We start from the raw sequence: 13,839 nt of genomic DNA on the forward strand, positions 1-13,839 counted from the left end.
GACTTTGCCCGTCGAACCGAAAAAAAACCACCGGCGGACGCCGGTGGTTTTTCGAGGCGGCATCCGGCACCCGAGGATGCCGGATCTACCCATCCCGCTTAGAAGTCGTAGCGGGCGGTGACACGGAAGTAACGCGGATCCGTGTAGTTCAGCTCACGACCGTACAACGGGTTCACCGTGGTGCGGTTCAACGAGTAACGGAAGTTGTACATCTGCGGGGTCTGACGGTTCAGCACGTTGATCGCGTCGAGCTGCAGGGTCAGCTTGTTGTCCATCCAACCCGGCGTATAGGCCACGTTGAGGTTCAACTGGTAGGTCCACGGCGTGGTGCCGTGCGAGCCGCGCGGCGAGATCGTGTAATCCGCCGACGGTGCAACATAGCCCTTCGTACCCGGTGCCGTGCCCGAGCCAGCCAGACCGCAGAACCAGTACGTGGAGCTGTTGTACAAGCCCTGGTCGGCGGTCGGATAGTAGCTGGTGCAGCTCTTCGGACGACCCGAAGCCGCGATCACCGTGGCACCGAAGCGCCACTCCTGGTCCAGCTGGTAGTAGCCGAACGCCTTGACCTGATGCGCGCGGTGGTTCGGCAGCACGCCGCCCGAGCCCACCATCAGCTGCGCCAGATCCCAGTCCTGGGTACGCGACACGTCTTGCTGGCCGCCGATGCCGGTATCCAGATCGGAGGCCAGCTGGCCTTCGGTGTTGCCGTAGTTGCGCGAGAAGGTGTAAGCCACCTTGCCGTACCACTTGTCGGCGAACGGATGCTCGACGAACAGGTCAACCGCGTAGTACTTGCGCTTCAGATCCGGCAGACCCAGATCTTCCTTGCTGAAGTGCTTGGAGACGATGCTGCCGTCCGGCTGCAGGAAGTTGAAGGTGTTGCCGGTACCCGGGTTGAAGGTGAGGCAGCGGCCACCCAGTGCCGGGACGCAGGTGTCGTCGATCGCGCTCATCAGCTTGCGGTAGGTCAGCTTGGCGCCCCAGTTGTAGCTCGGGGTGATCTGCTGCTCCATGCCCAGGATGTACTCGTCCTGGTAATGCGCGCGCAGGTTCTTCGCTGCCACCGTACGCGGGTCCGGCGCCGGGCCGCACTCGATGTTGGTGGAGACGCCGCCAGTGCTGGTGCAAAGGTACGGGTTGTTCGGGCTCACCGCGATCGGGTTGAGCCCGGTCGGCACGCCGGACTTCTGATCGACGCCGGTGTAGGTGAAGTACTGGCTGGTGAGGATCGAGCCGGAAACGCTGCGTGCGGCGGCGCTGTTCGGCACGGCCAGGTGGTAGCGGCCGGCATTGGCGTACACCTTCAAGGTGGAATCGCCGAACACGTCCCACGACGCGCCAAGGCGCGGCGCCAGCTGGTGACGCTGCTTGATGTAAGCCTCGCCATTCTTGTTGTAGTTGGTGAACTGCTCGTTGCGCAGGCCGACCGACAGCAACCATTGATCGTTGATCTGCCAGCGGTCCTCGATGAACTGGGCCGCCTGATCGGTCTCGATATTCGCGCTCGTGGTGCTGTAGGTCTTGGTAACGAAATAACCCTGCGTGCCGTATCCGCCTGCGGAAGCCGGCGAACCGATCACGTTCAGGCTCGCGTTCGCGGCGGCGTTCGGGTTCGCCTGCTTGCCGTAGATCCAGGCGTAGTCGCCCGCATACTTCTTGCCGGTGAACGACTTGGCGTTCTGGGCGTCGTAACCGAAGCGCACGTCATGACTGCCGATGCGGTACTCGACGTCCAGTCGCCAGCCGTGGGTCTTGTCGTTCGCGCCGTCGAGCGGAATGGTCGAGGTCACGGCCGTCTGGCAGGTGTTGTACGCCAGTCCAGGAACCTGGTTCACCGTGCTGGACTGAATATACGGGCAGTTCGGGTCGTAACCGCCATTGACCTGCACATGGTTGACCTTCTGCGTGCCGTACAGCGCCGACACGGTCAGGTCCTCGGTGATGTAGCCGGTGTACTTGCCGACGTACAGATCGCCGCCGTCCTTGGTGTACACGCTGCCGGTCTTGCTGGTGCCGTGACTCAGCGTGCCGTAGTCATAGCTGTAGCGGTCCGACTGGACCTCGGTCTTGTCCGACACACCGGTCAACTCGATGATGTGGTTGTCAGTGATATTCCAGTCGAGCTTGCCGGTCCAGCGCGGAATCTTCCTGGTATAGCTGCTGTAGCCAATGTTCGACGCAGCCGCCGACGAATTGGAGGACGACAGCACACTGGCGCCTTCCTGGCGGTTCATTTCGGTGTTGAGGTAGAAGAACAAGCGGTCCTTGACCAAGGCGCCGCTCACGTACGCGCCCACCGTGGACTTCCAGTACTGGTTACGGTTGTTGTACTGGTACAGCGTGCCGTCGGTCGGCGTAGTGCTGCCGGCACCGTAGAAACCGGTCTTCGGGAAGTAATTGTTGCGCGGGTTCGCGCGACCGGCTTCCGGTTCCCAGATGGTGTAGACGCCGCCCTTTAGCTGGTTGCTACCGCGCTTGGTGACGATGTTGATCACGCCACCGGTGGAGCGGCCGAACTCGGCGCCGTAGCCACCAGTCAGCGTCTGCTGCTGGTCGATCGCGTCGAACGGCAGCTGGGTGAAGCTGATCGAGGTCAGCGGGTTGGTCACCGCGTAGCCGTTGATGAAGTAGGCGTTCTCGGACGAAGCCGAGCCACCGAAGCTCGGCGCGCCAGGGTAGGCGGTGTTGGCGATCACGCCCGGCGCCAGCAGGGCGGCGGCGGCAACGTCACGAGCGATCGGCAGCTTGGCCAGTTGCTCGGAAGTCAGCACGGTGCGGGTATCGACCGAGGACACGTCGATCGCCGGCAGGGCCGAAGCCACCACCGAGACGCCGTCCAGGTTCTTCGCATTGTCGGCAGCAGCGGACGCAGCGCCGAACGAAACTTCGGTACCGGCGGCGATGCTCAGCTCCACGTTATCGCGGGTGCTGACGTTGGCGCCGTTGTTCTTCAGGGTGACCTGGTAGCGACCGGTCGGCAGCGAGCTGAAGCGGTAGCGGCCAGAGTCGTCGACCGAGGTCGAGCGGGTCAGGCCGGTGTCGACGTTCTTGATCTCGATGGTGTTGCCGGACTGGGCAGCGACCTGGCCGAAGATCGAGCCGGTGATATTGGACTGAGCGAGGGCGCCGGTGCTTGCGAGCGCAAGGGCAACGGCCAGGGCCAGGGACGAACGTCCCTTAGGCCGCTTCGTAAAAGCAGCGAAATAGCTCACGAGTTGTACTCCCATCAACTAGCTTGTAAACGCATGACTCGCAGGGGATTGCGAGCCGGGGATGTGGGTCTAACGAGCCCGGGGAGGGCCCTGCTCAGAGAAGATCAATTGCACTATCTGGACGGAAACCGCGGACACAGGCCTGCAACGAGCCCCCCTTTCTGTCACCGTCCAGCCCCAAAGAGCAGCGGGCTGTATAGCGCAACAAACTACGAAGCACAACGAATTCGTAACTAATTTTTCCTAGCCGTGTCACAGGTAACGGCCTGATTGTGCAGTGCGCAATTACCTAACCTTATGTATGAATTGGCCTAATTGATCATCGCAAGGTTGGAGCAAGCTTTTACGCGACATCGCAATCACCTTCGCAACGACGTTCCCGGCGCCATCGCGATCACCCCAAAAAGAAAGGAGCCCACTGGGCTCCTTTCTTCTTCCTCATGAAACGGCAGTTCAGCGTTGCAGCAAACCGCCGCCGAAGTTCTGCGAATCGCGGGTCTCTTCCAGCTCCACGCCGTCCAGGCCCTGCGACAGCGTGTGGGCATCGCCGCCCTGGGCCAGCTTGATGCGCAGGCGCACCTCGTTGGAGCTGTCGGCGTGGCGCAGCGCGTCCTCGTAGGAGATCTCGCCGGCGTGATACAGCTCGACCAGGCTCTGGTCGAAGGTCTTCATGCCGAGATTGGTGGACTCCTTCATCACTTCCTTGAGCTTGTGGATCTCGCCCTGGCGGATGTAGTCCTGCACCAGCGGCGTGCCCAGCAGCACCTCCACCGCCACGCGGCGCGCCTTGCCGTCCGGGGTCGGAATCAGCTGCTGCGCGACCACGCCCTTGAGGTTCAGCGACAAGTCCATGAACAGCTGCGAGCGGCGATCTTCCGGGAAGAAGTGCAGGATGCGGTCCATCGCCTGGTTGGCGTTATTCGCATGCAACGTGCACAGGCACAAGTGACCGGTTTCGGAGAAGTTGATCGCGTGCTCCATGGTCTCGCGCGTACGCACCTCACCGATCATGATCACGTCGGGCGCCTGGCGCAGCGTGTTCTTCAGCGCGTTGTCCCAGCTATCGGTGTCGATGCCCAGCTCGCGCTGGGTAATGATGCAGCCCTCGTGCTTGTGCACGTATTCGATCGGGTCTTCGATGGTGATGATGTGGCCGGTCGAATTCGCGTTGCGATAGCCGATCATCGACGCCAGCGACGTCGACTTACCGGTACCGGTGCCGCCGACGAAGATGATGATGCCGCGCTTGGTCATCGCCAGCTGCTTGATCACCGGCGGCAGGTTCAGCTCTTCGATGGTGGGGATCTTCGACTCGATCCGGCGCAGCACCATGCCCACGCAATTACGCTGGTAGAAGCACGACACACGGAAGCGGCCCACGCCCTGCGCCGAGATCGCGAACTGGCATTCGTGGGTTTTCTCGAACTCCTCGCGCTGCGAGGGCGTCATCACGTTGAGCACCATATCGCGCGACTGCTGTTGCGACAGCGGGCTCTGCGTAATCGGCACGATGCGGCCCTGCACCTTCATCGAAGGCGCGACACCGGCCGTGATGAACAGGTCCGACGCCTTCTTGTGCACCATCAGTTTCAGGAACGAGGTGAAATCGAAGTCGCTCATGGGATGTCTCCTTGGGAGACGGGAACAGAGAATGGAACACAGGGAACGGAGAAAGAGCAGCGGAAATGCCGGGTGCGGCTTTCACCCGTTTCCCGTTCATTGTTCTCTGTTCCCGCCATCATTTGAATACATCCTTGTTCTTGGCATAGCTCCCCGCCTGCTGGCGGGTCACCAGGCCGCGCTTCACCAGATCCTGCAAATTCTGGTCCAGCGTCTGCATACCATGCTGCTGACCGGTCTGGATCGACGAATACATCTGCGCCACCTTGTCCTCGCGGATCAGGTTACGGATCGCCGGGATGCCAACCATGATCTCGTGCGCCGCCATACGGCCGCCGCCCACCTTCTTCAGCAGCGACTGCGAAATCACCGCGCGCAGCGATTCGGACAGCATCGAGCGCACCATCGGTTTCTCGCCGGAGGGGAATACGTCGATGATGCGGTCGATGGTCTTGGCCGCCGAGCTGGTGTGCAGCGTGCCAAACACCAGGTGACCGGTTTCCGCGGCGGTCAACGCCAAGCGGATGGTTTCCAGATCGCGAAGCTCGCCCACCAGGATGTAGTCGGGATCTTCGCGAAGCGCGGAACGCAATGCCTCATTGAAGCCATGGGTATCGCGATGCACTTCACGCTGGTTCACCAGGCACTTCTGCGAGGTGTGCACAAACTCGATCGGATCCTCGATGGTGAGGATGTGACCGTATTCGTTCTTGTTGACGTGGTCGACCATGGCCGCCAGCGTGGTCGACTTGCCCGAACCGGTCGGACCGGTGACCAGGATCAAACCCTGCGGCTGTTCAATCAGATCGCGGAAGATGCGTGGCGCGCCGAGATCCTCCAGCGTGAGCACTTCGGACGGAATCGTACGGAACACCGCACCAGCACCGCGGTTTTGATTGAACGAGTTGACGCGGAACCGGGCCAGGCCGGGAATCTCGAACGAGAAGTCGACCTCGAGGAATTCCTCGTAGTCGCGCCGCTGCTTATCCGACATGATGTCGTAGATCAGCGAATGCACCTGTTTGTGTTCCAGCGCCGGAATGTTGATACGGCGTACATCGCCGTCCACGCGGATCATCGGCGGCAGGCCGGCGGACAAATGCAAGTCCGAGGCCTTGTTCTTCACCGAGAAGGCAAGCAATTCGGCGATATCCATCAGGTTCCCCTTCAACCGATCATCAAGATGTCATAGTGCGGTCGCCGCTTCGGCGAGGGTGGACACGCACAGCGCGATGCTACGCGCTTACGGCAGCCCGAATAGCTGAAAAACCGATTCCCCTTGCAGCGCGACGATACTACTCGCGGCGAGGGCGGTGGGACCAGTCTTTCCTCGGGTGTACTTCTGAAAGTGATGACGGTGTTACAGAAGTGTGGAGATGTGCACGGCGCGTGTTTTACTCCCGTCCCCTCTGAAAGGGCTGGGGTGAAGGTCTCGGCTCGCGATACCGCATCTGCTTCGTCACCCCGGCGCAGGCCGGGGTCCAGTGACTTTGACGCTTGATTGTCGTGATTGCCTGCCCTGGCTCGCCTGCGGCGGGCTCCCGTACCGCTGCCGCGGTCCGGGTCACTTTCTCTTGCTTGCCCAAGAGAAAGTAACCAAGGAGAAGGGCACCCCGGTTTCGCGCTCTCCGGCTTCGCCTGCGAGTCCGTGAGGGCTGGCCGGGCTTTTCGACACGACGTTTGGTGTCCTGTCGGGAGGCATCGGCGTCCACGCCGATGCCCCCTTCGGGGCCTGATCGTCCAGCCCTCACCGCTGCACAGGGGCCCCAAGAGCTGACGGGCTCGCTTGCGCATCGCCTTTCTTTTACTCCCTCCCCTGCTTGTCCCGTAGAGGGACTTCCTTCGGTCGCAGGAGGGTTGGGGAAGGGGTGAATACTTGCAACCACGTCGCGCGGGCTCAAAACAAAGGCTCTGCTCCGGTAAGGTATGGGCCTGCATTTGCGAGGAGTCCGCATGACACACATCGCTTTCATTGGTGGCGGCAATATGGCGCGCAGTCTGATCGGCGGCTTGCTGAAGACCGGCGTCGCGGCCTCGACCATCAGCGTGGCCGAACCGCGCGCCGAGGCCCGCCAGGAACTGGGGCGCGAGTTTGGCGTGGCTTGCTATGCCGAGAACCGGTTGGCCGCCGCCGATGCGCAAGTGCTGGTGTTGGCGGTGAAGCCGCAGATCATGCCCGCGCTGCACAACGAATTGCGCGACACCTTGCAACGCCAGCGCCCGATGCTGATCTCGATTGCCGCTGGCGTGCGCATCGACCAGCTGGAGCGTTGGTTCGGCGCCTATCTGCCGATCGTGCGCTGCATGCCCAACACCCCTGCCCTGATTGGCGCCGGCGCCACGGGGCTGTGTGCCAACAGCCGGGTCAGTCCGCCGCAGCGCGCGCAGGCGCAGCACATTCTGGATGCGGTCGGCCTTACGCGTTGGATCGACAACGAGGCGCTGATGGATACCGTCACCGCCATCTCCGGTTCCGGCCCTGCCTATTTCTTCGCTCTGGTCGAAGCGCTGGAGGATGCAGCCGTGGCGCAAGGCATGCCGCGCGACACCGCCCGGGCTCTGGCGGCTCAAACCTGTCTTGGCGCCGGCCGCATGTTGGTCGAAAGCGGCGAGGATCCCGGCGTGCTGCGCCAGCGAGTCACATCGCCCAACGGCACCACCCAGGCCGCGCTGGAGAGTTTTGCCGGCGATGGTCTGTCGCGCACTGTCTCCCGCGCCGTCTCCGCCGCCACCCAACGCGGCGCGGAACTGGCCGCCGCACTGGATAACGCCTCGTGACTTATCTGCTCAGCGCCTTCTCGTTTCTGATCGACCTGCTCTTCGGTGCAGTGGCCACGCTGTTCGTGCTGCGGCTGCTGGCCGAAGCCTGCCGCGTGGATTTCAATAATCCGCTCAGCCAGTTCCTCTACCGCTACACCAATCCGGTGCTGGCACCCGTTCGCCGCGTGCTGCCCAATTGGCGGCGGATCAATCTGGCCGCGCTGCTGGTGGCGTGGCTGTTGATGCTGATCAAGCGCGCCTTGCAGTTCGCGCTGATCGGTACCGCGCCAGGTATCGCGGGGCTGCTCTTGCTTTCGCTGGCCGAGCTGATCGATTTCGTGCTGGTGTTCTATCTGGTGCTGATCTTCATCTGGTCGCTGATGAGTCTGTTCCAGGTGGATCGGCGTCAGCCGGTGTTGCGTCTGGCCGGCAGTCTGGTGGAACCGGTGCTGCGGCCATTGCGCGGCAAGCTAGTGGTCGGGATGCTGGATTTCTCACCGTGGGTGGTGATGGTTGTGTTGATGCTGGCGCGCATTTTGTTGGTGGGGCCGTTGAGCAATGTGGGGTTGCGGATGGCGTTGGGTGGCTGAAGCTCACTGACACGGCGGAGTAAAGACCATGCGTACCGCGTTGCTGCTCTCGCTATCGGTCCTGTCCGTGACACTGGCGGCGGCGACTTCGCCCACCCTCCCGTTTCAGGTGAGTATCAACGGAAGCATTCGCACCAGTGCGGGCGAACAACCGGCGACGCTCACCGTCATCTGTGCGGAGGGCAAGGGAGGCGCCCTGTCCTTGCAACTGCGCCTTCCGGGGACCCAACTGACGGACTACGACCTGGATGCCTATGAGGGACCCGGCGCTCCGGCCGCGCAGAAGCCCTCTGCCCATCTACAGATCGGCAACTTGCATCCAGTGGCCAAAGTCGGTGGCTGGTATACCAACGACCAGGCCGACGGGCCGCTGCTCTTCGTGTTCGGCATAGCCAGCATGTCGGGCCAATCAGGGACGGCGGCGATGGTGGTTCGAGCCCTGGGACGCACCGCTGCGAGCTTGCGCTGGACGCAGGACAACCCGCAGCCAAGGGGACAACCCCTGATTGCAAGCTTCAGCCCAACCCCCGAAGAAAGCGCGCAGATCGCTCGCATCTCCGCGCCCTGCCTACCCGCCGCCAAGCGACGCTGAAGCCTCTACGCTTACCGCGCGGCCCACGCGGCAATATGCCCATGGATGGCATCAAGGCCATCGAACAGAGCGGCTGGCCCCGGCTGCAAGATGATGGGCGACTTGATCTCATAGAGATCACCATTGCGTACAGCCGGCATCGCTTCCCAGCCCGATCTGGCCGCCACACGCTCCGGACGGAAGCGCTTGCCGCACCAGGAGCCGAAGATGATGTCGGGCGCCTGCCGTACGACTTCGGTGGGGTCTTCAAGAATCCGGTGTTTGGCCAGGGATTCGCCAGCTTGCTGTGGAAACACGTCATCGCCACCCGCGATGCGTACCAACTCCGCTACCCAGCGGATGCCGGTGATCAGCGGTTCGTCCCATTCTTCGAAGTACACCTTCGGCCGGCGTGGCAATGCCTCTGCAGCTGAGCGGATGGCTTCTATGTGTTGTTCGGCTTTGCGCGCGTAGGCTTCGGCCTTTTCCGCTGCGCCCACCATGGCACCGAGTCGACGGATGTAGGCGAGGATGCCATCCACGCTGCGATGATTGCTGATCCATACCTCCACGCCGGCCTTGATCAGCTCGCGCGCGATGTCGGCCTGGATGTCGGAGAAACCGATGGCGAGATCGGGTTGCAGCTGAAGGATGTCGCCGATCTTCGCGCTGGTGAAGGCAGAGACCTTGGGTTTCTCTTTGCGCGCCCGCGCCGGCCGCACAGTAAAACCGGAGATACCGACAATGCGGTGCTCTTCACCGAGCGCGTACAGCACTTCAGTGGGTTCTTCGGTGAGGCAGACGATGCGTTGCGGGTAGTGATCGGACATGGGCTTGGGAGCGAAGAGTGAGTGGAGAGGAGTGAGAAGAGAGTACGAGCAGTGTGCACTGCTTTTCACTCACTCCTTACTCCTCTCCACTCTTTCTCGCTCTTAGTGTCCCAGCACCGTCACCGTGACCTTGCGCTGATGCGGGTCCACACGGTGCTCCCACAAATACACGCCCTGCCAGGTACCCAGCTGCAATTTGCCGCCATGTACGGGCACGGTGAGGCTGACGCCGGTGAGGATGGCGCGCACATGAGCCGGCATATCGTCGGGGCCTTCGGCGTCGTGCTGGAAGATGCTGTCGCCATCGGGGACGGCGCGAGAAAACCAACGCTCCAGATCGGTGCGCACCGAAGGGTCGGCATTCTCACTGATAAGCAGCGAACAACTCGTGTGCGCCGTGAATATGTTGGCGATGCCGGTCTGCACGCCGCTGGCCGAGACGATCTCGCCCACCTTTTCGCTGATCTCGCTGAAACCACGTCCACGCGTATGCACGGTGAAACCGGTTTGCGCGACGTGCTGGGCGGGTGTGGCTCGGCTCATGGCGGGCGGGCTCTCTAGAGGCGTGTTCTCAAGCGCATGGGCTCAGGGATAAAGCATCCGGCAGGTCCAGGTCTGGCCATGGCGGCTCCAGCGCACCCGCTCGTGCAGGCGGAACTCGGCGCCGTACCAGAATTCGATCATGTCCGGCTCCACCACATAACCGCCCCAGTGTGGCGGGCGCGTGACGTCGCGACCTTCGAACTCCTGTTCGTAGCGCGCCACGCGCTGATCGAAGGTTTCGCGATCCGGCAGCGTCTGCGACTGCAATGAAGCCCAGGCGCCGATCTGGCTCTGGCGAGGGCGACTGGCGAAGTAGGCATCGGACTCTTCCGGCAGGACTTTGCGCGCCGAGCCCTCCACTCGCACCTGTACGCCCTCGCGCAAGGTCTTCCAGTGAAAGCACAGCGCCACCTGGGTGTGCGCATCCAATTGCGAACCCTTGTCGCTCTGGTAGTTGGTGTAGAAGCGGAAACCGCGCTCGTCGGCCCCCTTCAGCAGCACGATGCGCGAACTCACCCGGCCGGCGCCATCGACGGTGGAGAGGTTCATGGCGGTGGGTTCCGGATCGCCGCCCGCACGGGCATCGTCCAGCAGTTGCAGGAAGGTATCGAGAATCTCTGATTTCAGCATGGGTTTGAATCGTGGTCGCCGCGCGCCATCATGGCCCGCATGGTTAACGATGCTAGCACGCAGAATTCGACCCTGGCGGGCCACTTGCTCGATCAGTACGCCGGGCGCATTGCACGCTCCAAACGACCGTATCTGCTCGGCCTTTCCGGTCTCCAGGGCAGCGGCAAGAGCACGCTGGCGCGTGAACTGAAGCGGCAGGCCGAGGCTCGCGGGTGGTCTACCGAGGTGCTCTCGCTGGACGATTTCTATTACAACCGCAGCGACCGCGAGGCACTGGCTCACCAGATCCACCCGCTGCTGCGCACGCGCGGCGTGCCCGGCACTCACGAAATCGAACTGCTGATGTCGGTGCTGGCGGCACTGCCCACCGCATCCGACAAGTTGCCGGTGCCCTACCCCCGCTTCGACAAAGGTCGCGACACCCGCATACCGCCCTCGCGCTGGCCCAAGATCACCCGGTCGCCGAAGCTGGTGATCCTGGAAGGCTGGGCGCTAGGCATCCGCCCGCAACTGCAGTCCGCGTTGGAACCGCCGATCAACGAACTGGAGCGCAACGAAGACCCCGACGGCACCTGGCGTCATTGGGTCAACAAGCAATTGCGTGGCTACCAGCCGCTATGGCGCAAGCTCGATGCCTTGATCGTATTGCAGGCGCCTAACTGGGATGTGGTTCGCCAATGGCGCAGCCAGCAGGAAGAAGCCTTGCTGGCGCGGCATGCGCCGCTGGCCATGGACGCCAAGGCCATGGCGCGCTTTCTCGCTCACTACGAACGTTTGAGCCGCCACGCTCTCGCCACGCTGCCCGCCCTGGCCGACAGCTGCGTGGAGTACGACACCCAGCGCCATGTGATCGGCTTGAGCCACGCCTGAGCGCCGGCCGGCGGCTGCCGGCGCGGCGTAGCGAAATGATTACTCGACGAGGAAGCTGACCCGCATATTGATGCGCCATTCGGTGACGCTTCCATCTTCATCAGTGTCCACTTTGATGTCGTGGACCCAGGCGCCCTTGATGTGCTTGACCGACTTGGCCGTCTTGCGCAGACCTTGCTTCACGGCGTCCTCCAAACCTTTGCTGGACGCGGAATTGATCTCGATGATCTTGGCTACCGACATGGCACAACCTCCGGTAATCCGCGCAGGCGGCGCGGTGCGCTCCCCCGAACGAGCAGTCTGGTCATCCGGGGGCTCGCCGGGCAAGCCGCAGTGCGGCAAGGCTTAGAGCCTGTTCATGATCTTCACGTAGCCCGCGCTGGGAGATCGCGAACAGGCTCTTAGGCCAACGGCTCGACCTGCACGGCCGTGCCGTAGGCCAACACCTCGGTCACGCCCTCGGCCACGTCGTTGGCGTCGTAGCGCATGGCTATCACCGCGTTGGCTCCGTGCTCGGCGGCGTGCTGAAGCATCAGCTCGAAAGCCTCTTCGCGCGCCTTTTCGCACAGCTCGGTGTAGATGGATATGTTGCCGCCCACCAGCGTTTGCAGTGCCGCGCCGATGTTGCCGATCACGCTGCGTGAACGCACCGTGATGCCGCGCACGATGCCCATGGGGCGCACGATGCGGTAACCGGGGATTTCGTTGCTGGTGCTGACCATGGTCGGTTGGATGCGGTTGGGCATGGGGTGGCTTCCTCTTTTGGGTTTGAGGAGTGGATCGTCCCACAGGGGCAGGGTGTGGATGCACGCTTTCGCCCCCTCTCCCCGCCGGGGAGAGGGCTGGGGTGAGGGGCGGGTGCTCGCGACACCGCTTCTACTTTTTCACCCCGGCGCAGGCCGGGGTCCAGTGACTTAGCGCTTTGGTTGTCGCGTTATCGCGACTTGGTTCGCCTGCCGCGGGCTTTCGAACCGCTGCCGCGGTCCGAGTCACTTTTCTCTGTTTGGCCAGAGAAAAGTAACCAAAAGAGAGGCCACCCCGGTTCCGCGCCCTCCGGCTTCGCCTGCGGGTTCGTGAGGGCTGGCCGGGCTTTTCGACACGACGTCCCTGTCGTGTCGAAAAGGCATCGACGTCCTGTCGATGCCCCCTTCGGGGCCTGATCGTCCACCCCTCACCGCTGCACAGGGGATCCGGAGATCAAGAACGACATCAAGAGCAACGTGCTGCCGCGCCTTGTCTTTCTCAAACCATTTGATTCGTCCGAAGCAACGCTTCATATCCTTCACGCGCATCTGGCCATTGCGGAGTGAAGCCGCTCGCGCGCAAGCGTGCATTGCTCAGTCGCTTGCTGCCGATGCCTGTCGGTGCGGCGCCTTCGGCAGGCGTGGGAGCGCCGATGCATGCTGCGAGGTGGTCGTAGAGCACATCCATGGGTAAGGGTGTGTTGTCCACGCCGATGTATAGCGATTCGACGTTTTCTAGTGCGAGCAGATGCGCCACAGCGGCGGCGGCATCGTCGATGTGCATGCGATTGGACCAATGCGTTACGTCGCGCGGGACGCGGGCCTGACCCGTGCGAAGACGCTCGATCAGTTGCAGGCGCCCTGGGCCATATAGGCCGGCAAGACGGAGCGTCACTGACGAGACGGGTTGCTCGGCCAACCAGCGCTCGGCGTCCAGCAGCACGCGACCATTGAAGCCTGGCGGATTGGGCGGTGTGTTCTCGTCCACCCAGGCATCGCCATGCTCGCCATACACGGCGCTGGAGGAAACGAACAGCACGCGTTTCAATGCGCCCCGGTCGACGGCATGGAGTACATGCTTCAAGCCATCCTCGAACACCGCGCGATAAGCCGCCTCGTCGCGTGCATCCGGCGTGGGCGAGTACACCAGTTGCGTGATGCCGAACGGCAAGTCCCGCAAGGACTCAGCCTGCGTCAGGTCACCGCGCAGCCAATGAATCGATCCGTCGTCGTCTACGGGAGGCCGGCGCCGCAGCGCCCACACTTCGTCGCCGCGCGCCAGCAAACGCCGCGCCACACGCAGCCCCAGGTCACCGCATCCGGCCAATAACACCCGTTCGGTCATAAGAGCCTGCTCCCTATCTCCGCGTGGCCCGCGCCGGATCTGTTTGCGCGCAGGGCAAGGAAGAATGAGGGCGTGTACGTCCGTACACAACCGAGTGATGACGCCGGCATGCGCGCAAACAGACC

General features: G+C 62.7%; 13 protein-coding genes. 4 read left to right on the forward strand and 9 right to left on the reverse strand.

Annotated features, from left to right (window positions below):
• Positions 1-98 precede the first annotated feature (98 nt).
• From OUZ45_RS17755 to OUZ45_RS17765, 3 genes are all read right to left on the reverse strand, one after another.
• Positions 99-3,212 carry a TonB-dependent receptor gene (locus OUZ45_RS17755; protein WP_266171503.1) on the reverse strand — a complete coding sequence of 1,038 codons (3,114 nt, stop codon included), beginning with the start codon at positions 3,210-3,212 and terminating at the stop codon, positions 99-101.
• Positions 3,213-3,665: 453 nt separating this feature from the next.
• Positions 3,666-4,832: a PilT/PilU family type 4a pilus ATPase gene (locus OUZ45_RS17760; protein ID WP_266171504.1), complete on the reverse strand. Its 1,167-nt coding sequence runs from the start codon at positions 4,830-4,832 to the stop codon at positions 3,666-3,668.
• A gap of 118 nt (positions 4,833-4,950) precedes the next feature.
• Complete coding sequence (locus OUZ45_RS17765; RefSeq protein ID WP_266171505.1) at positions 4,951-5,988, reverse strand: type IV pilus twitching motility protein PilT; 1,038 nt, start codon at positions 5,986-5,988, stop codon at positions 4,951-4,953.
• Between the two features lie 797 nt (positions 5,989-6,785).
• Between OUZ45_RS17765 and proC the strand changes: the two genes are divergently transcribed.
• The 3 genes from proC to OUZ45_RS17780 are packed head-to-tail and all read left to right on the forward strand — an operon-like array spanning position 6,786 to position 8,774.
• Positions 6,786-7,610: a pyrroline-5-carboxylate reductase gene (gene proC, locus OUZ45_RS17770; protein WP_266171506.1), complete on the forward strand. Its 825-nt coding sequence runs from the start codon at positions 6,786-6,788 to the stop codon at positions 7,608-7,610.
• The gene (locus OUZ45_RS17775; RefSeq protein ID WP_266171507.1) at positions 7,607-8,182 is read left to right on the forward strand and encodes a YggT family protein; all 576 of its coding nucleotides are present in this window, start codon (positions 7,607-7,609) and stop codon (positions 8,180-8,182) included. Before proC ends, OUZ45_RS17775 begins: the two co-directional genes overlap by 4 nt.
• Positions 8,183-8,210: 28 nt before the next feature.
• A complete protein-coding gene (locus OUZ45_RS17780; RefSeq protein WP_266171508.1) occupies positions 8,211-8,774 on the forward strand; it encodes a hypothetical protein in 564 nt (187 codons plus the stop codon).
• An 11-nt stretch (positions 8,775-8,785) separates the two neighbouring features.
• Here the strand turns inward: OUZ45_RS17780 and OUZ45_RS17785 are convergent, their stop codons facing one another.
• The 3 genes from OUZ45_RS17785 to pdxH all read right to left on the reverse strand — a co-directional run bounded on the left by OUZ45_RS17785 (position 8,786) and on the right by pdxH (position 10,756).
• Positions 8,786-9,583, reverse strand: coding sequence for a cobalamin-binding protein (locus tag OUZ45_RS17785; protein WP_266171509.1), 798 nt, complete (start codon positions 9,581-9,583; stop codon positions 8,786-8,788).
• Positions 9,584-9,685: 102 nt separating this feature from the next.
• Positions 9,686-10,126 carry a secondary thiamine-phosphate synthase enzyme YjbQ gene (locus OUZ45_RS17790; protein ID WP_266171510.1) on the reverse strand — a complete coding sequence of 147 codons (441 nt, stop codon included), beginning with the start codon at positions 10,124-10,126 and terminating at the stop codon, positions 9,686-9,688.
• Positions 10,127-10,168: 42 nt separating this feature from the next.
• A complete protein-coding gene (gene pdxH, locus OUZ45_RS17795; protein ID WP_266171511.1) occupies positions 10,169-10,756 on the reverse strand; it encodes a pyridoxamine 5'-phosphate oxidase in 588 nt (195 codons plus the stop codon).
• 39 nt (positions 10,757-10,795) lie between these two features.
• Here pdxH and OUZ45_RS17800 point away from each other — a divergent pair, with 39 nt between their 5' ends.
• Complete coding sequence (locus OUZ45_RS17800) at positions 10,796-11,626, forward strand: kinase (protein ID WP_266171512.1); 831 nt, start codon at positions 10,796-10,798, stop codon at positions 11,624-11,626.
• A 39-nt stretch (positions 11,627-11,665) separates the two neighbouring features.
• Here the strand turns inward: OUZ45_RS17800 and OUZ45_RS17805 are convergent, their stop codons facing one another.
• The 3 genes from OUZ45_RS17805 to OUZ45_RS17815 form a co-directional block, all read right to left on the reverse strand.
• Complete coding sequence (locus OUZ45_RS17805; RefSeq protein ID WP_266171513.1) at positions 11,666-11,869, reverse strand: dodecin family protein; 204 nt, start codon at positions 11,867-11,869, stop codon at positions 11,666-11,668.
• 158 nt (positions 11,870-12,027) lie between these two features.
• The gene (locus OUZ45_RS17810) at positions 12,028-12,372 is read right to left on the reverse strand and encodes a YbjQ family protein (protein WP_266171514.1); all 345 of its coding nucleotides are present in this window, start codon (positions 12,370-12,372) and stop codon (positions 12,028-12,030) included.
• A gap of 496 nt (positions 12,373-12,868) precedes the next feature.
• Complete coding sequence (locus tag OUZ45_RS17815) at positions 12,869-13,714, reverse strand: NAD-dependent epimerase/dehydratase family protein (protein ID WP_266171515.1); 846 nt, start codon at positions 13,712-13,714, stop codon at positions 12,869-12,871.
• Positions 13,715-13,839: the final 125 nt, after the last annotated feature.

This window comes from Dyella subtropica (assembly GCF_026283965.1).
Taxonomy (GTDB): Bacteria; Pseudomonadota; Gammaproteobacteria; order Xanthomonadales; family Rhodanobacteraceae; genus Dyella_D; species Dyella_D subtropica.